This is a genomic window from Luteimonas gilva, from assembly GCF_005239095.1.
Taxonomy (GTDB): domain Bacteria; phylum Pseudomonadota; class Gammaproteobacteria; order Xanthomonadales; family Xanthomonadaceae; genus Luteimonas_C; species Luteimonas_C gilva.
Genome location: NZ_SZUA01000001.1, coordinates 1551260 through 1571837 on the forward strand (window position 1 = coordinate 1551260; position 20578 = coordinate 1571837).

Consider the following 20578-nt stretch of genomic DNA (forward strand, 5'->3'; position numbering starts at 1 on the left):
GGAAATGCCGGAACAACGCTACTGCGATGGAGCGGTGAGGGCTCGATGACGAGCCGCGTTGAGTCGAGCATGCAGGGTCTCGGGTTGGCCGATGGCCGAACCAGCCGATTTTGCCATAAGGGCGCGCGCCGCGACCTGTGCCGGCCGGTTTGCAAAGCGATGACCGGGCTGTTTCACTGGTCCGCGACCCCTGCCGGAAACCGCCCATGCGCCTGTCTGACGCGCGCCTGTTTTTTCTGTCTGCAATCGCTGTCGTAACGGTCGCCGCCGGCTGTGCGGGCGTCCCGGCGGCCCCAGCCCCCGTTTCGCCGCCCGTCGATCCGCCGTCCTCGCCGGAATGGACGCAGGACATGGCCCGTTTCGACGCGGAGGACGCGGCCCATGCGCCGCCTGCGCGTCCGATCGTGTTCACCGGCAGTTCTTCGGTCCGATTGTGGGCCTCGCTGGGCGCCGATTTCCCGGGCCGGCCCGTGCTCAATCGCGGCTTCGGCGGCTCGCAATTGCGCGACGTGGTGCATTACGCGGACCAGGTCGCGATCCGTTATCGGCCGCGCATGATCGTGGTCTACGCCGGCGACAACGACATCGACGCCAAGCGCACGCCGCAACAGGTGCATTCGGATTTCGTCGCGCTGATCGCGCGGCTGCGCAAGGACCTGCCGGACACGCCGATCGCCTATCTGTCGATCAAGCCCAGCCCGCTGCGCGTCGCGCAATTGCCCGCCCAGCGCGAGGCGAATGCGTTGATCCGGGCCGAAGCGAATAAATGGCGGCGGGTGGAGTTCATCGACGTGACGGCGCCGATGCTGGATGCGAGCGGGCAACCGCGCGGCGAATTGTTCATGGCCGACCGATTGCACATGAACGCGGAAGGTTATGCGGTGTGGCGGAAGGTCGTCGCGCCGTATTTGAAATAGCTGTTCGCTTGTGTGGAGCGGAGCTTGCTCCGCTGCCCTTGCCGTTGCTCTTCGTAAGATCGGCTTTAGCCGCGAGCCCCTTCCTCCCAATTGCAACATCGCGGCGATTCGGAGCCGAAGCAGCGGAGCAAGCTCCGCTCTACACAAGCAAGGCCTACTGCTGGCGCAGCGCCTCGATCGGATCCAGCTGCGACGCCTTGCGCGCCGGGTAGTAACCGAAGAACAAACCGGTCGCGATCGAGAAAGCGGTGGCCAAGCCGATCACCTTCTCGTTCAAGGCCACCGGCAACTCGCTGAACTTGCTCACCAGCAATGCGCCGACGATGCCCACCGCGATGCCGATCACGCCGCCGATCAGCGAGATCAGCATAGCCTCGGCCAGGAATTGCCGGCGCACGTCGCCGGGACCGGCGCCGACCGCCATGCGCAGGCCGATTTCGCGGATCCGTTCGGTCACCGACACCAGCATGATGTTCATGATGCCGATGCCGCCGATGATCAGGCAGATGCTCGCCACCGCGCCCAGCATCTTCGACATCAGGTTCGTGGTGGCCGTGCGCGTGGCGACGATCTCGGAGATGTTGCGAACGGTGAAATCGTCGTCGTCGCCGGGCTTGATCTTGTGGCGCTGGCGCAGCAGCGCTTCGACTTCGCCCTGCGTGTAGGTCAGGTCCTTGGCGTCGGCCACGGTCAGCGAAATCTGCATCACCGCGCTCGGCGGCAGGCCCATCATGCCCATCAAGCGGCGACGCCCGGTTTCCAGCGGCACCATCACCACATCGTCCTGGTCCTGGCCGAAACCGCCTTGGCCCTTCGGCGCCAGAGTGCCGACCACGGTGAACGGTACGCGGCCCAAGCGCACGGTCTGGCCGATGCCGCTGTCGTCGCCGAACAGTTCGCGGCGCACGGTTTCGCCCAGGATCACTTCCTTGCCCGCGCTGCTGTAGTCCTGCGCGTCGAACATTTCGCCGTTGGCCAGAGTCCAACCGTTGATGTCGAAGAAATCGGGCTGCACGCCCTGCCAATTGCTGGACCAATTGTTCTCGGCGTACACCACCTGGGTGCCGCCGCGCAGCGCCCCGGCCACGTACTGCACTTCCGGTATCTCGTTGCGGATCGCGTCGACGTCGCCTTCGGTGAGGGTGAAGAAGCTGCTCGAACTCATCCGCACGCCGCCCGCGCCGCGGTTGGCGCCGGGCGATATGTCCAGCCGCTGCGAGCCCAGGCCCGACACCAGCTTGTCGATTTCGGCTTGGGTGCCCTGCCCGACCGACACCATCACGATCACGGCGGCGATGCCGATGATCACGCCCAGCGAAGTCAGCGCGCTGCGCAGCCAATTGCCGCGCAGGGCGAAGATCGCGGTACGCAGGATGTCGGCGAAATTCATGCCGCCGCTCCGGTTTGTTCGTGCAGCTCGCCGTCGTGCATCAGGTAGATGCGGTCGGCGTGCGCGGCGACTTCGGCGTCGTGGGTGATCAGCACCACGGTATGGTCCTCGTCGCGCAGGCGCTTGAATAAGGCCAGGATTTCTTCACCGGTCTTGGAATCCAGGGCGCCGGTCGGCTCGTCGGCGAGCAGGATCGGCGGCTTGTTGATCAAGGCGCGCGCGATCGCCACGCGTTGCTGTTGGCCGCCCGACAATTCGCTGGGCCGGTGGCCCGCGCGCTCGGACAAACCCACCGCGGCCAAGGCCTCCTGCGCCAAGCGCTTGCGTTCGGCCGGCGGTATTTGCGCATAGCCCAGCGGCATCGCCACGTTCTCCAGCGCGCTCATGCGCGGCAGCAGATTGAAGCCTTGGAACACGAAGCCGATCTTGTCCCGGCGCAGCGTCGCCAATTCTTCTTTGTCGAGCGTGGATACGTCGACGCCGTCGCACTCGTACTTGCCGCTGCTGGGCGTATCCAGGCAGCCGATCAGGTTCATCAGCGTCGACTTGCCCGAGCCCGACGGCCCCATGATCGCGACGAAATCGCCGCGCCCGATCGAAAGGTCGACGCCTTTCAGCGCGACGACCTCGGCTTCGGTGCCGGGCGAGTACACCTTGCCCAACGCTTGGGTGCGGATCACCGCGATCGGTGCCGGTTCGCTCATTTCGCCGCCGCGGCGCGCTCGCCGGTCACGACCTCGTCGCCCTGCTGGATCGGACCCGACACTTCGGTGCTGGTGCCGTCGCTGGCGCCGACGCGCACCATCGTCATCTGAGGCTTGCCGTCGACCAGCTTGTACAGCGGCGCGCGCTTGGCGCCGACCAGCGCGGCGATCTGCGCATCCCACTGCTTCTGCTGCTCCGGCGACAAGGTGGCGCGGAACGGCGCGAACTGCTGGGTGGTGCGTTCGATCATGCGCTGGCGGATCTGCGCCTGCAGGTCGCCGCCCGAGCCGCCCATCACGATGCGCATGCCGCCGCCGCCCGGACCGCCGCCGCGGCCGAACAGGCCGTTGCCGCCGCCGCTGGATTGCGGCGCCATGCGCGCGGCCATGCGTTCGCGCATGGCTTGTATCGCCGCGTCGAACGCCGCCTGCTGTTGTGCATTGAGCTTCAGGCCCGAAGCGACGCGCGCCAGGTCCTCGCTCATGCCGCCGCCGCGCATCTGCACCACTTGCGGTCCGCCCTGCGGCCCGGCCGCGCCTTCTTCGGCGGTGGGCTTGTAGCGCAACGCGGCGTTGGACACTTTCAGCACATCGTTGCGGCGGCTGACTTCGATCTCGGCGTTCACGGTCAATCCCGGCAACAGCGTGCCGTCGCTGTTGTCGACGGTGACCACGACCGGATACGTCACCACGTTGTTGGTGGTGGTCGCCGACAAGCGCACCTGGTCGACCACGCCTTTGAATTGGCGGTCGGCGAAAGCGTCGGCGGTGAAGGTGACCGGCTGGCCGACTTTGACCTGGCCGATGTCGGCTTCGTCCACGGCCAATTCGATCTTCATCTTGGCCAGGTCTTCGGCGATCTTGAACAGCTCCGGCGCCTGCAAGCTGGCGGCCACGGTTTGGCCGGGCTCGATGGTGCGGGTCAGCACCACGCCGTCCACGGGCGAACGGATCACGGTGCGGCCCAGATTGATCCGCGTCGTTTGCGTGGATGCGGTTTGCTGGCGGATTTGCGCCTGCGCCGAGTTCACCTGCGCCTGGGCCTGGTCGCGCGCGGCGCGGGCCAGGTCGACGTCGCTCTGCGCGACGAGTTTCTGTTTGCCGAGGTCGGCCTTGCGCTGGTAGTCGAGTTCGGCGTTGCGCAAGGCCGCCTGCATCTGCCGCAGCGAAGCCTGCGCGCTGGCGATCGCGGCCGAGCCTTGCTGGATCTGCGCTTCGTAGCTGGACGGATCGATCTTGGCGATGATCTGGTCCTTCTTGACCCGGTCGTTGAAGTCGACCAGCACGTCGGTCACCTGGCCGGAGATCTGGCTGCCGACGGTGACCGTGGAGATCGCGCTGAGCGTGCCCGTGGCGGAAATCGCGACCCGGATATTGCCGCGCTCGACCTGCGTGGTGCGGTAGCCGCCTTCGGCGGCGGCGGCTTTGCGCTGGTTCCAGAACCAGAAAGCGGCGGCGGCGAGCGCCAGCACGGCCACGGCGATGCCGATCCGGCGGTACAAGCGGTTGGAAGAGGCTTTGCGGTTGGCGCTCATGCGGTCCGGTCGCTGGGGTTCGACGGACGCTAACGCATCCGCCATGAAAAGGTTGACTGTAGAGCTTAACGGGAGCCGATAGTTCCGGCGCGGACGTTCCCGGGCCTAGATGCTAGGAGGCCGAAAAGGGTCGCATTTCAGACGCAAGCCGCGTGCAGAAGCGGACGCCATAACCCCTCTCCCGCCGGGAGAGGGGTTGGGGTGAGGTTCTGCGAAGCGTCGTTCCCGCGGATGCGTGCGAGTCGGCAAACGAGCGCTGCGATCTTTTCCATCGCCGCTTCGCCGAACCCTCATCCGCCCTTCGGGCACCTTCTCCCCGATGGGAGAAGGAAGTGTAGATCCGCGAACTCAAGCGAAAACGATCGTCGCCGTGGTGCCCTCGCCCGGCGCGCTTTCCAACGACACCGGCCAACCGAAGCGCTCGCCCAGCCGCCTGACGATCGACAGGCCGATGCCCTTGCCGACCGGATGGGCTTGATCGGCGCGGTAGAACGGTTCGAAAGCCTTGTCCAATTCATCCCGGTTCATGCCGATGCCGGTGTCGCGGACCACGATGCGGTCGCGGCCGATGCGCACTTCGATCCTGCCCTCGTCGGTGAATTGGCAGGCGTTGCCGAGCAGGTTGCCGACCATGACGCCCAGCACCCGCGGCGGCGCGTGCAGGCGCAACGAGGACTCTTCGATCACATCCAGTTGCACCGGCTTTCCGGCCAGCAGCGGGCGCACATTGACCACTTCTTCGTAGACGATGTCGCGGACGTTGAAATCCTCGCTCTGCGGCGCGACGTCCGCTTCGCGCGCCAGCACCAGGAAAGCGTCGATCACTCCCTGCATGTCGCGCGCGGCGACCTGGATCCGCGACAGCGAGCGCTGAGTGCGCGGCGGCAAGTCCGGGTCCGCGATCAGCAAATCGGCGGCGACCCGGATCACGGTCAGCGGCGTGCGCAGTTCGTGGCTCGCGTCGCGGGTGAAGGCACGCTCGCGGGTGACGAACGCGCCGATGCGCACCGCCAGCGAATGCAGCGAGTCGGCGAGTTGCTTGACTTCGCCCTCGACCGAGCGCGGCAACCGTTCGGGCGCCAGCACGCCCGCGTCGGGCTTTTGCGGATCCCACTGCGACACTTCCCGCGCCAGCCAGGAAACGGGTTCGACCAAGGTGCGCGAAGCGCGATAAGTCAGCCAGCTCACCGCGTAGATGGCCAGCAGCGCGAACGCGATCGGGACGATCGCCAGCCAAATCGTCAGCTCGTCGACGAAGGCCGCGTCGTAGCTCAAATACAGCCTGCCGGGCGGACGGTCGTCGATGTAGGCGATGCGGCCGTCCTCGGGAAGTTTGTGGAAGCCTTCGCCCAAATCCTGCAGGCCGGCGAACTCGGACGGCAGCGGCACCGATGCTCCGGTCGGGACCACGAAACCCCTCAGCACCATGCCGACCGGCAGAGCCCGGCGCGGGTCCCGCTCCCAGTGGTCCCAGTAGAAATCGGCCTGCGCCTTCAACCGCCGCTCCAGGAATTGCTGCTTGAGCGACAGGTTGATCGCGAACACGCCGACGATGATCACCAAGCTGGCGATCACCGCCTGCAGGATGAAGGCGATCCTAATCTTGCGCGGCAGCCCGTGCGCCATGACGGCGTCAGGCGGGTGGATGTTCGATGTCCGCGATCCGGTAGCCGGCGCTTTGCACGGTGTGCAGCAACGGCCGGTCGAACGGCTTATCGATGGTCTTGCGCAGGTTGTACAAATGGCTGCGCAGGGTGTCCGAATCCGGCAATCCGTTGCCCCAGATCTCGCGTTCGATCTCCTGCCGGCTGACCACACGCGGCGATTCGCGCATCAGGATGGTCAGCAGCTTCAATCCGATCGGCGAGAGCTGCAGTTCGGTGCCGCCGCGGGTGGCGCGCAGGCTGGCCGGGTCCAGCACCAGGTCGGCGACCTTCAGCACTTCGGCGCCGACCTGGCGTCGTTCGCGGCGGATAAGGGCGCGCAGGCGCGCTTCCAATTCCTGGATCGCGAACGGCTTGGTCAGGTAATCGTCGGCGCCGGCGCCCAGGCCGGTGAGTTTTTCGTCCAAGGTGTCGCGTGCGGTGAGCATCAGCACCGGCGTGGATTTGCGCGCTTCCTCGCGCAGGCGGCGGCAGACCTCGATGCCGTCCAGGCGCGGCAGCATCAGATCCAGGACGATCACGTCGTAATTGTTCTCGGTGGCCAAGCGATAGCCATCCAAACCGTCGGCCGCGTAATCGACCTCGAAACCGCGGCCTTCCAGGTATTCGCCGACCATTTCCGAAATGTTGCGGTTGTCCTCGACGATCAGCACCAGCCCTGCGGGCTCTTGTGGATTCCTCATGCAACCCCCGTTCCTTCAGCTTTGTGAAAGGTGCCAATCCGGCGGTCGAGACAATGTGAAGGCCCTTGTTAACCCACCTAAGCCACCGCGAAGGCCATGCCATGACCCCCGAAAGACTCATGCCGATCCTGTTGTTGCTGGGTTCGAACATCTTCATGACGTTCGCCTGGTACGGGCATCTGAAGTACAAGACCACGCCGCTGTTCTGGGCGATTCTCGCCAGTTGGGGCATCGCCTTCTTCGAGTACTGCCTGCAGGTGCCGGCCAACCGCTGGGGCAGCGCGGTCTATTCGGCGCCCCAGCTCAAGGGCATGCAGGAAGTGATCACGCTGTTGGTGTTCGCCGTGTTTTCGGCGGGTTACCTCGGACAGCCGCTGAAGTGGAACCATTGGGCCGGGTTCGCCCTGATCGCGGTGGCGGCGTGGTTGATTTTCATGGAAACGTAGGGTGGGCTTTTGCCCACCGTCGTGCTGCCGCATGCATGGCGCAAATGTGGAGATGGCGATGGCGGGCTAAAGCCCACCCTACAACTTGACCTTGCCGACCAGGATGTCCTTGAACATCACCCAATCGCCCGCGAACGAATAGAACGGGTGCTTGAAGGTCGCCGGCCGGTTCTTCTCGAAGAAGAAATGGCCGACCCAGGCGAAGCCGTAGCCGCAGAGCAATGCGGCCAGCAGCCACCAGGCATTGCCGCGCAGGATGGCGATGGCGACCAACGCCAGCACGCCGCAGCTGCCGATGAAATGCAGGCGCCGGCTGACTTTGTTTTGATGCTCGCTGAGATAGAACGGATAGAACTCTCGGAAACTGGCGAAACGGCTCATCGCGGCCTCTCCCGACACCCTGCAATATGCTTTTGTTCGTGTAGAGCGGAGCTTGCTCCGCTGCTCTTGCTCTTTATCATCGCGCACGATCTTGCGCGCGAAAAGCAGCGGAGCAAGCTCCGCTCTACACAAACCGAGCGGCAGCCTCAACTGCGTTCGGCGGCCTTGGCTCTGTCCCAATAACGATCCTGCGCTTCCAGCGGCAAGCCCGCAAGCTCGGTCCCGTCGGCGGCGGCCAAAGCCTCCATCGCGCGGAACCGGCGTTCGAACTTCAGGTTCGCGCAGCGCAAGGCGCTGCCGACATCGACCTTGGCGTGACGCGCGAGATTGGCGCAGACGAACAGAAGATCGCCGATCTCGTCTTCCAACCGCGCCCGGACTTGCGCGTCTTCGGGCGCGGCGGCCGACGCGGCGAACTCGGCGCGGACCTCGTCGATTTCCTCGTGCAATTTTTCGATCACCGGCGCCGGCCCGGGCCAATCGAAACCCACCTTCGCCGCACGGTTCTGCAGCTTGATCGCGCGCTGCCACTCCGGCAAACCGCGCGCGATGCCGGCCAACGCCGAGCGGTCGGCGTCTCCGTTCGACTCGCGCTCGCGGCGCTTGTGCTCTTCCCAAGCGACGGTTTGCGCGGCGGCGTCTTCGACGTGGGCATCGCCGAACACATGCGGATGGCGCCGGGTCATCTTGTCGGAAATCGCCGCGGCCACGTCGGCGAAGGCGAAAGCGCCCTGCTCCTCGGCCATGCGCGCATGGAACACGACCTGCAGCAGCAGATCGCCGAGTTCGTCCTTCAATCCCGGCATGTCGCCGCGGTCGATGGCGTCTGCGACTTCGTAGGCTTCTTCGATGGTGTACGGCGCGATGGTGGCGAAGGTTTGCTCGACGTCCCAAGGGCAGCCGGTTTCGCGGTCGCGCAGCTTAGCCATGATCTCCAGCAGGCGCTGGATGCCGGATTCGTTTTTGGTCACGCGCTGCTCCTCGCCTTTGCTCTTAGCCGTCATTCCCGCGAAGGCGGGAATCCAGTGACTTTCGCCTTCCAGCAGCCAGCGAAGCAATCCGGCACCACGCGCGCCCTCACCCAGCCCTCTTCCGCGAGCGGGAGAGGGCTAAAGCCAATCCCGCCACGGCAATTGCGGATCGCCCAGCGCCAGGAAATCGCCGTTGAGGATCGTATCGCGCTGGTTGTAGCGCAGCGGCCGGCCTTTCGGATCGATCACGCAACCGCCCGCAGCTTCCAAGACGCATTGCCCGGCCGCGGTATCCCATTCGCTGGTCGGCCCGAAGCGCGGATACACGTCCATGCCGCCTTCGGCCAGCAAGCAGAATTTCAGCGAGGAGCCGCGCGCGATCGTTTCGGTGTCGCCGATACGCGCCATCAACGCCTCGGTGCGCGGATCGCGATGCGAACGGCTGGCCGCGACGCGCAACGGCATGACGGCCGGCGCGCGGACACGGATCGTGCGTTCTTCGTCGCCGTCGCGGCGGAACGCGCCGCGTCCCGCTTCGCCGTGCCACAGCGCGCCGCCGACCGGCGCCTGGATCACGCCGAACACCGGCGCGCCGTCTTCAATCAGCGCGATGTTGACGGTGAATTCGCCGTTGCGCTTGACGAATTCGCGGGTGCCGTCGAGCGGATCGACCAGCCACAGCCGGTCCCAGACGCGGCGCTGCGCAGCCGGAGTCTCGTCGGCGGCCTCTTCCGACAGCACGGGGATGTCGGGCGTCAATCGCGCCAGACCCGCGACGATGCGGCTATGCGCGGCCAAATCGGCCGCGGTCAGCGGGCTCGCATCGGCCTTGCGCTCGACGTCGAACGCGCCTTCGTACACTTCGAGGATGGCGGCGGCCGCATCGCGCGCCAGCGCGATCACGCCTTCGCGCAGTTCAGCGCTTATCGGCATCGCCCCGCCTCAGCCATTCGCGCGCGATGAACAAGGCCGCGATCGAGCGGCCTTCGGAGAAATCCTCGCGCAGGATCAGCTCGTGCAGGTCGTCCAATTTCCAAGGCACCACTTCCAGTTCTTCCGGTTCGTCGCCGGGCAAGCGCTCGGGATAAAGATCGCGCGCGATCACCAATGCCGTCTGATGGCTCATATAGACCGGCGCCAGGGTCAGCGAACGCAGCACGACCAGCGAGCGGGCGCCGTAGCCGGCCTCTTCCTTCAGTTCGCGGTCGGCGGCTTGTTCGGGCGTCTCGCCGGCGTCGATCCGGCCCTTGACCAGGCCCAGTTCGTAGCGATGCACGCCGGCGGCGTATTCGCGCACCAGCAGCACGGTGTCGTCGTCGAGCATGGGCACCACCGCGACCGCGCCGTGGCCGCGTCCATGCAGGCGTTCGTAGCTGCGGCGCTCGCCGTTGCCGAACTCCAGATCCAGCCGTTCCATGCGGTACGGACCGGCATCGTGCTCGGTGATGCCGTGGATGGTGGGCAGGCGGCGCGTCATCGGGGAATACCCGCGATGGAGCGGACGGCGGCCGGGCAAGGGATAATGCGGGGATGGCGAACGAAACTCATGACCCTTCGATGATAGCGGACGCCGAGCGTTGGCGCGCGCGCGACCTGGCCGTGCTGTGGCATCCGTGCACGCAAATGCGCGAACACCCGGACGTATTGCCGCTGCTGCCGGTGGCCCGCGGCGACGGCGCCTGGCTGATCGGCCAGGACGGCAGCCGCACCCTGGACGCGGTGAGCAGTTGGTGGACCAACCTGTTCGGCCATGCCGAGCCGCGCATCGCCGACGCCATCGCGCGCCAGGCGCGCACGCTCGAGCAAGTGATCCTGGCCGGCTGTTCGCACGAGCCGGCTGTCGAACTCGCCGAGCGCTTGTTGGCCATTGCGCCGCGCCAGGCCGGACGCGTGCCGCTGGCCAAGGTGTTCTATGCCGACAACGGCTCGGCCGGCGTGGAAGTGGCGCTGAAGATGGCCTTCCATTGGCACCTCAACCGTGGCGAGACGCGCCGCACCAAATTCGTAGCCTTGGAGAACGGCTACCACGGCGAAACGCTGGGCGCGCTCGCGGTCGGCGACATTCCGTTGTACCGGCGCACCTATGCGCCGCTGCTCGCCGAGGCGCTGTTCGCGCCCTCGCCCGACGCCTATCTGGCGCGCGACGGGCAAAGCGCGGCCGGACACGCGGAAGACGCGGCCGATGCGCTCGCGCGGCTGCTCGACGACCACGTCGGCGAAGTCTGCGCGGTGATCCTGGAGCCGCGCGTGCAATGCGCCGGGGGCATGCGCATGCACGATCCCGCCTACCTGCGCCGCGCGCGCGAGCTGTGCGACGTGCACGGCGCGTTCCTGATCGCAGACGAGATCGCGGTCGGCTTCGGCCGCACCGGCACGATGTTCGCCAGCGAACAAAGCGGCGTGATGCCGGACCTGCTGTGCCTGTCGAAGGGCCTGACCGGCGGCTTCCTGCCGCTGGCCGCGGTACTGACGACGCAGGAGATCTACGACGGCTTCCTCGACGATTCGCGCGAACGCGCCTTCCTGCATTCGCACAGCTACACCGGCAATCCGCTGGCCTGTGCGGCGGCGCTGGCTTCGCTGCGCATTTTCGAGACCGACGACGTCCTGGCGCGCAACCGCGCGATCGCGGCGAAAATGGCGGGGCAGGCGACGCCCTTGCGCGAGCATCCGCACGTCGCCGACGCGCGCCAGGCCGGCATGATCGCGGCCTTCGAATTGACCCGGAACGGCGACAAGCGGACCCCGTTCGATCGCGCCGAACGGATCGGCTTGCGCGCCTACCGCGCGGCGCTGCGGCGCGGCGTGCTGCTGCGGCCTTTGGGCGACATCCTCTATTGGATGCCGCCGTATTGCATCGACGACGAGCAGCTCGCGTTGCTCGCGCGCGTGACGCGCGAAGCGATCGACGAGGCGACCGCGTGATTTGCGCCGCCCATGACGACAATGCCGCTGTCGCCCCCTTTGAAAAAGGGGGCGGGCCGCGCAGCGGACCGGGGGATTTGCTTTTCTCGAAGCAACAGCAACTTCAACAGCAAATCCCCCCCTCCCCCCTTTTTCAAAGGGGGGAACATCAAATGCAGTCGCCGAGAAACGTATGCGCCTGACCCGCACGTACGTCGACCTATCGCTGGCGGTCGGCCGCCGCGTGGCCCTGCCGGAAGACGCGACGGCGCATCTGGTGCGGGTGCTGCGCTTGGGTGAAGGCGACGCCTGCGTCCTGTTCAACGGCGACGGCAACGACTACGACGCGCGGCTGCTGTCCGCCGGCAAGCGCGGCGCGGAAGCGGAAATCGTGGCGGTGCGCGAAGTCGGCAACGAATCGCCGTTGCGGATCGTGCTGCTGCAAGGCATCGCCCGCGGCGAAAAGATGGACTTGATCCTGCAGAAAGCGACCGAACTGGGCGTCGCCGGGATCGTGCCGGTGGTGGCCGAGCGCACCGAAGTGAAATTGGACGCGCAACGCAGCGAGAAGCGCATGGCGCATTGGCGCAGCGTGATCGTTGCGGCGTGCGAACAGTCGGGCCGCACGCGGATTCCCGAACTTGCGGCGCCGGCCGCGCCGGCCGCGGCCGCGAGCGCGGCGGCATCCGGTGCGCTGAAATTGACCCTCGATCCGACCGGCGAATTCACCTCGGCGTCGCTGCAGGCGCCGGAGGCGGGCGGCCTGGTCGTGGCGATCGGCCCGGAAGGCGGATGGTCGCCGCGCGACCGCGAAACCTTGCGCGCGGCCGGATTCGTAGGCTTGCGCCTGGGCCCGCGGGTGCTGCGCACCGAGACCGCGGGGCTGGCCGCCATCGCCGCATTGCAAGCGCGTTTCGGCGATCTTTAATGCCGCGCATGCGCTTTTGTGGGGCGGCTTCAGCCGCGAGCTCTTTCCCGCAAAGCGCAGCCTAATGGTGATTGAATAGAAAGCTCGCGGCTAAAGCCGCTCCCACAAAAAGCGAATGGAGCCGCTTTTTTTTCGCCGATCAGGCCGCTGCGGCCTGCAGCGCTTCGCCGATCCGGCTTTCGACCGCGGCCAGATCCGGCAACAACGCCGGGTCCTCGCGCAGCAGCACGCGCGCCTGCACGCCTGGCGGCAACGCATCGCCATCATTGGCGTCGGCCGCCAATTCGCTTTCCGCCACCGTCACCAGACGCGGGAAGCCCTGGGTCAGCAGCGCGAAATACGGCAGCTTGGCGTCGCCGCCCAGCGCCTTGAGCACCAGCACCTTGTTGCCCAACGCGCCGCTTTCTTCGGCGATGCCGGCCAAGCGCGCGAACGCGATCAGCGGCAAGCGCCAGCCGCGCCAGCGGATGCGTCCCAGCATCCAATCCGGCGCGTTCTCGACGGGCTCGGGCTGCGCGTAAGAAAGCACTTCGGCGATGGTCGCGTTCGGCAGCAACAGGCGCGCGCCGCTCACCTGGATCAGGACGCCGCGGATATCGGTGGTGGTGGCCATTTGTTTCCTCTACCGCAAGATCGAATCAGACCGGCCAGCGTTCGGCGAGGCGTTCGGCCAATCGCGCCGGCAAACCGGTTTCGCCGCCGCGCGCGACGACGTCGTTGGCCGCGCTGGGTTCGAAACAGCCTTCCGCCGACTGGCCGGCGACCAACGCGCCGGCGGCCGCCAAGCGCATCGCCGGATCGACCGCCGCCGTGTCGCCGCCGCTGAGCACGACGATCGCGGTGTCGTTGGCCGGCAGCGCTTCGAAAGGATCCGCCGACGCCGCGAACAGCAAGTCGGCGCCTTTGCGCACCAGGCCCAAGTTCGGCGGCACGACGTACACGTTGCCGGGTTCGGGCGCGACGTTGGCCGTAGCCAGCTGCACCGGCATCGCCGAAGCGCGAGCCATCTGCCCGACCAACTTGTCGTATTGGCCGCCGTCGAGCCGTTGCCGGATCAGCACCGGCCGCGGGAAGCCTTCCGGCAAGCCCTTCAATATCTGGCGCACCGCGTCCGGGCCGCCCAGGCCGGCCAGCAACACCACCGCGCCGCGCAACGGTCCGTGCCCGTAGCTGTCGGTGTCGGCGAGCGAAAGACCGGCGATGCGGCGCTCCAAATCCTCGATATGGTTCGACGACAGGGCCTCGGCGCGCGGCTTATGTCCCGCCGCTTCGCTTTCGTCCAAGCTCCAGTCTTGGTGATTGAAGCTGCGGGCCGGCGCCGCGGGCGTTGCGGCCGCTTGCGGCACAGGCTCTTCATCGCTGCCGGTGGCGAACAGGAATTCGTCCAAGCCGGCCACGTTTTCCTGCGGCGTCGCCCGGGGTTCGCTGCGTTCGTCGTTGATGTCGAAGCTGCTGAAGTCGATCGCGCCGAGTTCGGTCTCATCGACTTCGAGCATGTCCGCGTCGACCTCGTCCACTTCGGCCAAGCCCGCGCCCACCGCATCGATCGGCAGCACGTCCGTCACCAGATCGGCCTCTTCGGCGTAATCGCCGAACGCAGCCTGCGCGTGGTGCTGTTCCGGCGTGACCGGCAAGCCCGGTTGCGGCAGGTAATCGTCGTCGGTTTCGCTCTGGCCGGGCGGCAGCACATCGTCGTGGCCGTAAAGCTTGGCCTGCAGATGCCGCGACCAGCGCGCCGCGTCCCAGCCTTCGCGGCGCGCGGCCAATTCGGCTTCGTCGAAGATCACGGTGATCGACGGATCGCCCAGCACCGCGTCGAAGCGCTCGAGCTGGCCTTCGACCGTGGGATCGAGCGCGACCAGCACGCTGTCCGGTTCGGCGGCGATCACCGCATCGACGGCGACGCCGGAAGGATCGGCCACCAGCACCACCTCGGCGCCGGCCTGGCGCAAGGCTTCGCGCAGGCGGTCGCTGGCGGCGCCCGGCTGCGCGAGCAGGACGGTGCGGCGCGGGGAACCCAACGCGTTCGGCTCAGGCGTGGTCACGGGTCAGGCCCAGCAAATCGAATACGTTGCGCATCAGCTCCTGCTCCTGATACGGCTTGCCGAGATAGCGCTCGACGCCGATATCGAAGGCGCGCTGGCGGTGCTTCTCGCCGGTACGCGAGGTGATCATCGCGATCGGCACGTTGCGCAAGCGCGGGTCCAGTTTCATCGTGGTGGCCAGCTCGTAGCCGTCCATCCGCGGCATTTCGATGTCGAGCAGCATCAGGTCGGGCACGCGCTCGGCCATCCGCTCCAGCGCGTCCAGACCGTCCTTCGCGGTGACGACTTCGAAATTGTGGCGCTCCAGCACGCGGCCGGTGACCTTGCGCATGGTGACGGAGTCGTCGACCACCATCACCAGCGGCACGCCGCGATCGACGGCGGGCTGCGCGGCGGCCGGTTCGCGCGGCAGCGCGGCCTGGCGGCGCACCAGCGGAGCGATGTCCAGGATCACGACGACGCTGCCGTCGCCCATGATCGTGGCGCCGAAGATGCCGGGCACCGAAGCGACCTGCGGACCGACCGGCTTCACCACGATTTCGCGGTTGCCCAGCACTTGGTCGATGCTGACCGCCGCGCGCAGGTCGCCCGAGCGGATCAGCAGCAGCGGCACCTGCAATTGGCCTTCGGCCTTGGCCGGCGCGTGGCCGAGCAGCGAGCCGAGATCGTGCAAAGCGTAATCTTCGCCGCCGTAGCGGTAGACCGCATCGGCATTGCCCAATTGGTCGCGCTCGATGCGGCCGACGCCGCGGACCGAAGCGATCGGCACCGCGAAGCTGGTCTCGCCGATGCGCACGAACACCGCCTGGGTGACCGCGAGGGTCTGCGGCAGGCGCATGGTGAAGGTGACGCCCTGCTTGGGCCGCGACACGATGTCGAGCGCGCCGCCGAGCTGCCGCACTTCGCTGTGGACCACGTCCATGCCGACGCCGCGGCCGGCCAAATGGCTGACCGTGTCGGCGGTGGAAAAGCCCGATTCCAGGATCAGCGTATCGAGGTCGGCGTCGGCCAGGATCGCGTCGGGACGGACCAGGCCGCGTTCTTCGGCGCGCTTGCGGATCGCGGCGCGGTTGAGGCCGGCGCCGTCGTCGGCGACTTCCAGCACCACTTCCGAACCTTCGCGGCGCATCGCGATGCGTACCGTGCCTTCTTCGGGCTTGCCGGCCTTGCGCCGCTGCTGCGGCGTTTCCAGGCCGTGCGCGACCGCGTTGCGCAGCATGTGTTCCAGCGGCGCGGTCATGCGCTCGAGCACGTTGCGGTCCAGTTCGCCCTGCGCGCCGTCGAGCTTCAGCTGCACCTGCTTGCCGGTTTCGCTGGCGGCCTGGCGGATCACGCGGCGCAAGCGCGGCACCAGCGCGTCGAACGGCACCATGCGGGTGCGCATCAGGCCTTCCTGCAGGTCCGAGCTCACGCGCGACTGCTGCAGCAGCAAGGTTTCGTACTGTCGGGTCAGATCCTCCATCGAACCCTGCAAGCTGCTCAAGTCGGCGGCGGATTCGCCGAGCGCGCGCGAGAGCTGTTGCAGGGTCGAGAAGCGGTCGAGTTCCAGCGGATCGAAGGTCTGGTCCGAAGTTTCGTGCTCGCGCTGGTAGCGGGCGATGATCTGCGCTTCGGTTTCGATGTCCAGGCGGCGCAGCTGGTCGCGCAGACGCGCGTTGGTCTGCTCCATTTCGCCCATCGCCGTGCGGAAGTTGCCGAGCTGCTGTTCCAGGCGGGCGCGGTAGATGGCGACTTCGCCCGCGTAGTTCACCAGCCGGTCGAGCAGATCGGCGCGGATGCGCACCTGCTCTTGCGGCGCGCGGACGGAGATGTCTTCCTCGTCGCCCTGCCCGGCTTCGATCGGCGCCGACAAGGGCTTGAGTTCGGGCGCAGGCGCGGGCGCCGCGGGCTGGGCGGCGGGCCGCGAAGGCGCACCGACGGCGCTTTCGCCGCGGGCGCGCGCATCGAGTTCTTCGATCAGCCCGGCCGGCACCGCTACGGCGCGGCGCGCGGCGACGCGGCCGATCATCGCGTGCAGGCGATCGAACCCGCGCTCCAGCAGCGGCACGCCGTCGCGGCCGAGTTCGGAACGGTGTTCGGCCACCGCTTCGAGCAGCGACTCCATGGCATGGCCCAGATCGCCCACGGCCATGATGCCGGCCATGCGCGCGCCGCCCTTCAGCGTATGCAGATCGCGCTGCAGGCCGACCAGCGGTTCGCGGTCCTCGGGCGCCTCGCGCAATTTCGCGAGCAGGCCGTCGGCGTGATCGAGGATGTCGCCGCCTTCCTCGACGAAGATGTCGATGAGCTCAGGGTCGAGATCGGTGAGGTCGAGCGCTTCGTCCGGATCTTCGGTCGAAGCCATCACGCCGGCCAGCAGCGTGGCCACGGCGCCGTCGTCTTCGGTTTCGGCTTCCGCTTCGGCAGCCAGTGCGGCTTCGGCTTCCAAGCGCGCGGCTTTGGCGCGCTCAACTTCCAGGCGCGCCGCTTCGGCTTGCTCGCGTTCGGCTTCGAGGCGGGCGGCTTCGGCGCGTTCGGCTTCCAAACGGGCCGCATCGGCGCGCTCGGCTTCCAAACGGGCCGCATCGGCGCGCTCGGCTTCGAGACGTTCCGCTTCCAGACGCTCGGCTTCCAAGCGGGCGGCTTCGGCGCGTTCGGCTTCGAGCTTCTGTTCGCGAGCGATGCGGTCGGCTTCGGCGTATTCGGCTTCGAGGCGCGCGTATTCCGCCTCTTCTTCGGCGATGCGTGCGGCTTCCGCACGCTCGGCTTCCAGACGCGCCGCCTCGGCTTGTTCGGCTTCGGTGCGCTCGGCGTCCAGACGGGCCGCTTCTGCGCGTTCGGATTCGAGGCGGGCGGCTTCGGCGCGTTCGGCTTCAAGTCGGGCGACTTCGGCTTGTTCGGCCTCCAAGCGGGCCGCTTCGGCTTCCGCGGCTTGGGCGCGCTCGGCTTCCAGACGCGCCGCTTCGGCCTGCTCGGCTTCCACGCGCGCCGCTTCGAGACGTTCGGCTTCGAGACGTTCGGCTTCGAGCGACTCGGCTTCGATCCGCGCCGCTTCCGCGCGTTCGGCTTCGGCGCGCTCGGCTTCCAGGCGTTCGGCTTCGGCGGCCGCGGCCGTTTCTTCCGCGCTCGGTTCGTCGCTCATGTCGACGGCCGGAATTTCTTCTTCCAGGCCGAAGATCGACACGCTCGGTTCCGGCAGGCTGTCGCGCAAATCGATTAAACGCACCGCGAGCAAGGTTTGCACCGGCACGGTCGAGGCCGGCTTCTGCAAGCCGGCGACGGTCGCGCGGATCTGGTCCGCAAGTTCGGCCAGCGCGGCGACGCCTTCGGGTTCCGGCAAGCGGCCTGCGGCCAGTAAACGCTTGACGTAGGCTTCGGCCGGCAACGTCGCATCGACGATTTCCGGCACTTCGGTCATCGCGAACGCGCCGTTCATGGTGTGGATCGCGCGCAGCAGCGCGTCGTCGGCCGGCTGCGGCGTCGGACGCGAGCGCTCCACCCAAGCGTCGACGGTCTGCAAATGGCCTTCGACTTCGACCGCCAGGATCTCCAACAGCACCGCATCCACTTTCACCGCGCGCTGCTCGACCGACGCCGATGCCGGCGCGGTTTCGGCCTCGACGGGCGCGGGCGCTTCGACGACCGGCGCCGGCACGTAGGCCGGTGCGTCGTAGATCGCTTCCTCGCCGGCGCCGAGCCGGTCGGCCACCGCTTCGATGCCCGCCAGATCGGCGGTCAGCGGCGCGGCGCCGCTCAGCGCGGCGTGCAACTGCGGCAGCGCCCCGTAGGCGGTGTCGACCAACGCCAGCACCGCCGGCGTGGGCGGCCGCGTGCCGTCCAGCACGCGGTTGAGCATGTTTTCCACCTTCCAGCTGAACTCGCCCAGCACGCGCGCGCCGACCAGCCGGCCGCTGCCTTTGAGCGTGTGGAAGACGCGACGGATCGGACGCAGGCGATCGAGCTGGTCCGGTTGTTCGCGCCATTGCGGCAGCAACTGGCCGAGGTTGGCGATCTCTTCTTCGAATTCCTCGAGGAAGACCTCGCGGATTTCGTCGTCGATTTCGTCGTTGCTGAAATCGAATCCGCCGCTGCCCGCTTCGACGGCCTGCAGTTCGTGCGCCGCAGGAGCGTGCGAGACGGGCGCGGGCGCGGCTTCGGCGGCGACGAGTTCATCGATCTGCTGCCGGGTTTCGTCCTGCACCAGTTCGACGGCCGGCGTTTGCGCTTGAGCCTGCGGCAACGGCCAGTAGCGCAGCGATTCCAGGCTTTGCCGGGTGATCGCCAGGATCTCGTCGGAATTCTGGCGGCGGTCGCGCAAAGCCTCCAGGTAGTACTCGAGGCTGGCCAGCGCATCGGCCAAAGTGTCGAGCTGACGGCCGTTGGGGACGCGCTTGCGTGAAACCAATTCGGCGTCGGTGTAGCGCTTCACGCCTTCCAGGTAGTTGGCCGGCTCGGGCAGTTCGAGCATGCGCAGCGCGCCGGACACTTCGGTCAGCAGGCGCGGCACTTCGGCGAGCTGGCCGTGATCCCAATTGGTCTCGACGAAGGCGACGAAGGCCTGGCGCGCGTCGGCGAAATTGGCGATCGCCTCGCGCACCAGCACTTCCAGCACCTTGTGCGATTCGGTGGCGAGCAGGTCTTCCTGCTGGTCGCCGCCGGCGCCCGGTTGGCCCAGGCGCGCTACTTGGTCGTCGAGCGAGGCGTCGACGTACAGCAGCGCGCCGGCGACGTCGAGCAAAGCGTCTTCGTCGGCCGGGCGCTCGCCGGAGGTGAGTTCGCGCAGCGCGTCGCGCTGCTGGAGCACGACGTCGCGGGCGACGCCCAGTCCCAGCATGCCGAGCGTGTCGGCGACGCGGTCCAGGGCGACGACCTGCGGCTGCAGTTCGCCCGCGTCGGTGCGGCTGGTGCGCAGATGCAGATCGAGCGCGTCCTTGATCCGCAACAAATCTTCTTTGATCGCGCCGGCGACGGTGTCCAGCAGCGCGCGGTTGCGCCCGCTGAGGCTGCCGCGCGCGTGCGCGAGCTCGGATTCGCTCGGTTCGTCGCCGACCAGGCCGAAGGTCGCGCGCAAGGCGTCCAGGGCCGGATGCGGCTCGGTGGCCTGAGCGACGTGATAAAGCAATTGCCGGGTCGATTCGGATTGCGAATTGGCGCCGCGCGAGACGCCATCGCTGTCGCCGAATTCGCGGCGCGCTTCGCGTTCGACGCTGCCGAAGGCTTCGCGCAGCGAATAGACGCCGCCCAGGCCGCCGTCGCGCAGCGCGGCCGCGGTTTCGGTCGCCACCCACAGCATGCGCCGCGCGGCGGGATCGCTGGCCAAGCCGAGCAAACCCTGCAGCGACTGCGCCAGCGTGGCGTAATCGCCGGGCGTGTTTTCGGTCCAGCCGGCCAGCGCTTCGCGCAATTCGGCCAGCAGCGGCTGGGCGTCGGTTTCGCGCTGGCGCGCCGGCGCGTCGATCGGCTGCGGCAGCGTCACCGGCAGCGGGCGGTCCAGATCGGGCGCGAACAGCACGCTTTCGCTCAGGCCCTTTTCGCCGCGCGCGCCGCGCAGTTCGTTCAACAGCGGCAACAGGACGATCGGGATGTCCTTGTGCCCGCCCTGCAAGCGTTCCAGATAATCGGGCAGCAACACCACGCCGCGCATCAGGCTGGCGCAGGCCTCGTCGCGGTTGCCGACTTGGCCGGCGGCGATGGACTTGGCCAGCGCCTCCATCTCTTCGGCCACCATCGCCGGCGCGTACAGCTCCACCATCCGCAGCGTGCCCTGCACTTGGTGCAGGAAGCCGGCGGCGAATCGCATCCGGCTCGGATCGGCCGGATCTTCGGCGTAGCCCTCGATCTCGCTCTGCGTCTGGCGCAGGGTCTCGTCGAGCTCGGGTTTGACCCAGCCCAGCGTGGTGTAGTCGATTGCTTCCCGCAGTGCCGTCACAGAACCGCTCCCTGCTTTTGTGGGAGCGGCTTCAGCCGCGACGGGCGGCAGTCGGGGCTGAAGCCCCTCCCACAGCGGGTTTGAATGCCTTTCATCCGCTTG

General features: G+C 67.4%; 16 protein-coding genes. 4 read left to right on the plus strand and 12 right to left on the minus strand.

Going from position 1 to position 20578, the window contains the following annotated elements:
* Positions 1-350 precede the first annotated feature (350 nt).
* Positions 351-917 carry an SGNH/GDSL hydrolase family protein gene (locus FCE95_RS07420; RefSeq protein ID WP_223266809.1) on the plus strand — a complete coding sequence of 189 codons (567 nt, stop codon included), beginning with the start codon at positions 351-353 and terminating at the stop codon, positions 915-917.
* A 154-nt stretch (positions 918-1071) separates the two neighbouring features.
* Here FCE95_RS07420 and FCE95_RS07425 read toward each other — a convergent pair whose 3' ends face one another.
* The 5 genes from FCE95_RS07425 to FCE95_RS07445 all read right to left on the minus strand — a co-directional run bounded on the left by FCE95_RS07425 (position 1072) and on the right by FCE95_RS07445 (position 6893).
* Positions 1072-2307 carry an ABC transporter permease gene (locus FCE95_RS07425; RefSeq protein WP_137266291.1) on the minus strand — a complete coding sequence of 412 codons (1236 nt, stop codon included), beginning with the start codon at positions 2305-2307 and terminating at the stop codon, positions 1072-1074.
* Entirely contained in the window at positions 2304-3011 is a 708-nt protein-coding gene (locus FCE95_RS07430) for an ABC transporter ATP-binding protein (RefSeq protein ID WP_137266292.1), read from the minus strand. The genes FCE95_RS07425 and FCE95_RS07430 overlap by 4 nt, the downstream gene beginning before the upstream one ends.
* Positions 3008-4546: an efflux RND transporter periplasmic adaptor subunit gene (locus FCE95_RS07435; protein ID WP_137266293.1), complete on the minus strand. Its 1539-nt coding sequence runs from the start codon at positions 4544-4546 to the stop codon at positions 3008-3010. The genes FCE95_RS07430 and FCE95_RS07435 overlap by 4 nt, the downstream gene beginning before the upstream one ends.
* 348 nt (positions 4547-4894) lie before the next feature.
* Positions 4895-6172 (minus strand): sensor histidine kinase, encoded by a 1278-nt coding sequence (locus tag FCE95_RS07440; protein WP_137266294.1) that lies wholly within the window; start codon positions 6170-6172, stop codon positions 4895-4897.
* 7 nt (positions 6173-6179) lie between these two features.
* Positions 6180-6893, minus strand: a complete 714-nt coding sequence (locus FCE95_RS07445; protein ID WP_137266295.1) for a response regulator transcription factor — start codon at positions 6891-6893, stop codon at positions 6180-6182.
* A 101-nt stretch (positions 6894-6994) separates the two neighbouring features.
* On the opposite strand from FCE95_RS07445, the gene FCE95_RS07450 reads away from it, so the two are divergent.
* Positions 6995-7339, plus strand: a complete 345-nt coding sequence (locus FCE95_RS07450) for a DMT family protein (RefSeq protein ID WP_137266296.1) — start codon at positions 6995-6997, stop codon at positions 7337-7339.
* A gap of 78 nt (positions 7340-7417) precedes the next feature.
* Here FCE95_RS07450 and FCE95_RS07455 read toward each other — a convergent pair whose 3' ends face one another.
* The 4 genes from FCE95_RS07455 to nudE all read right to left on the minus strand — a co-directional run bounded on the left by FCE95_RS07455 (position 7418) and on the right by nudE (position 10168).
* Positions 7418-7720 (minus strand): Mpo1-like protein, encoded by a 303-nt coding sequence (locus FCE95_RS07455; protein WP_137266297.1) that lies wholly within the window; start codon positions 7718-7720, stop codon positions 7418-7420.
* 146 nt (positions 7721-7866) lie between these two features.
* Complete coding sequence (mazG, locus tag FCE95_RS07460) at positions 7867-8724, minus strand: nucleoside triphosphate pyrophosphohydrolase (RefSeq protein ID WP_137266298.1); 858 nt, start codon at positions 8722-8724, stop codon at positions 7867-7869.
* Positions 8725-8829: 105 nt separating this feature from the next.
* A complete protein-coding gene (gene cysQ / locus FCE95_RS07465; protein ID WP_137266299.1) occupies positions 8830-9624 on the minus strand; it encodes a 3'(2'),5'-bisphosphate nucleotidase CysQ in 795 nt (264 codons plus the stop codon).
* Complete coding sequence (nudE, locus tag FCE95_RS07470; protein WP_137266300.1) at positions 9608-10168, minus strand: ADP compounds hydrolase NudE; 561 nt, start codon at positions 10166-10168, stop codon at positions 9608-9610. Before nudE ends, cysQ begins: the two co-directional genes overlap by 17 nt.
* Positions 10169-10221: 53 nt before the next feature.
* On the opposite strand from nudE, the gene bioA reads away from it, so the two are divergent.
* Together bioA and FCE95_RS07480 are read left to right on the plus strand one after the other, a co-directional pair.
* A complete protein-coding gene (bioA, locus tag FCE95_RS07475; RefSeq protein WP_137266301.1) occupies positions 10222-11616 on the plus strand; it encodes an adenosylmethionine--8-amino-7-oxononanoate transaminase in 1395 nt (464 codons plus the stop codon).
* 172 nt (positions 11617-11788) lie between these two features.
* Entirely contained in the window at positions 11789-12523 is a 735-nt protein-coding gene (locus FCE95_RS07480) for a 16S rRNA (uracil(1498)-N(3))-methyltransferase (protein WP_137266302.1), read from the plus strand.
* A gap of 139 nt (positions 12524-12662) precedes the next feature.
* Here the strand turns inward: FCE95_RS07480 and FCE95_RS07485 are convergent, their stop codons facing one another.
* The 3 genes from FCE95_RS07485 to FCE95_RS07495 are packed head-to-tail and all read right to left on the minus strand — an operon-like array spanning position 12663 to position 20476.
* Positions 12663-13136: a chemotaxis protein CheW gene (locus FCE95_RS07485; protein ID WP_137266303.1), complete on the minus strand. Its 474-nt coding sequence runs from the start codon at positions 13134-13136 to the stop codon at positions 12663-12665.
* Between the two features lie 25 nt (positions 13137-13161).
* Positions 13162-14568, minus strand: coding sequence for a chemotaxis protein CheB (locus FCE95_RS07490; protein WP_137266304.1), 1407 nt, complete (start codon positions 14566-14568; stop codon positions 13162-13164).
* On the minus strand, positions 14555-20476 hold the full coding sequence (locus FCE95_RS07495; protein ID WP_223266810.1) for an Hpt domain-containing protein: 5922 nt from the start codon (positions 20474-20476) through the stop codon (positions 14555-14557). Before FCE95_RS07495 ends, FCE95_RS07490 begins: the two co-directional genes overlap by 14 nt.
* Positions 20477-20578 lie beyond the last annotated feature (102 nt).

Coding starts and splice junctions, on each gene's coding strand:
- FCE95_RS07420 (WP_223266809.1), top strand. CDS start 351: ATGGCCCGTTTCGACGCGGAGGACGCGGCCCATGCGCCGCCTGCGCGT.
- FCE95_RS07480 (WP_137266302.1), top strand. CDS start 11,789: ATGCGCCTGACCCGCACGTACGTCGACCTATCGCTGGCGGTCGGCCGC.
- bioA (WP_137266301.1), top strand. CDS start 10,222: ATGGCGAACGAAACTCATGACCCTTCGATGATAGCGGACGCCGAGCGT.
- cysQ (WP_137266299.1), bottom strand. CDS start 9,624: ATGCCGATAAGCGCTGAACTGCGCGAAGGCGTGATCGCGCTGGCGCGC.
- FCE95_RS07485 (WP_137266303.1), bottom strand. CDS start 13,136: ATGGCCACCACCACCGATATCCGCGGCGTCCTGATCCAGGTGAGCGGC.
- FCE95_RS07435 (WP_137266293.1), bottom strand. CDS start 4,546: ATGAGCGCCAACCGCAAAGCCTCTTCCAACCGCTTGTACCGCCGGATC.
- nudE (WP_137266300.1), bottom strand. CDS start 10,168: ATGACGCGCCGCCTGCCCACCATCCACGGCATCACCGAGCACGATGCC.
- mazG (WP_137266298.1), bottom strand. CDS start 8,724: ATGACGGCTAAGAGCAAAGGCGAGGAGCAGCGCGTGACCAAAAACGAA.
- FCE95_RS07455 (WP_137266297.1), bottom strand. CDS start 7,720: ATGAGCCGTTTCGCCAGTTTCCGAGAGTTCTATCCGTTCTATCTCAGC.
- FCE95_RS07425 (WP_137266291.1), bottom strand. CDS start 2,307: ATGAATTTCGCCGACATCCTGCGTACCGCGATCTTCGCCCTGCGCGGC.
- FCE95_RS07445 (WP_137266295.1), bottom strand. CDS start 6,893: ATGAGGAATCCACAAGAGCCCGCAGGGCTGGTGCTGATCGTCGAGGAC.
- FCE95_RS07450 (WP_137266296.1), top strand. CDS start 6,995: ATGACCCCCGAAAGACTCATGCCGATCCTGTTGTTGCTGGGTTCGAAC.
- FCE95_RS07430 (WP_137266292.1), bottom strand. CDS start 3,011: ATGAGCGAACCGGCACCGATCGCGGTGATCCGCACCCAAGCGTTGGGC.
- FCE95_RS07440 (WP_137266294.1), bottom strand. CDS start 6,172: ATGGCGCACGGGCTGCCGCGCAAGATTAGGATCGCCTTCATCCTGCAG.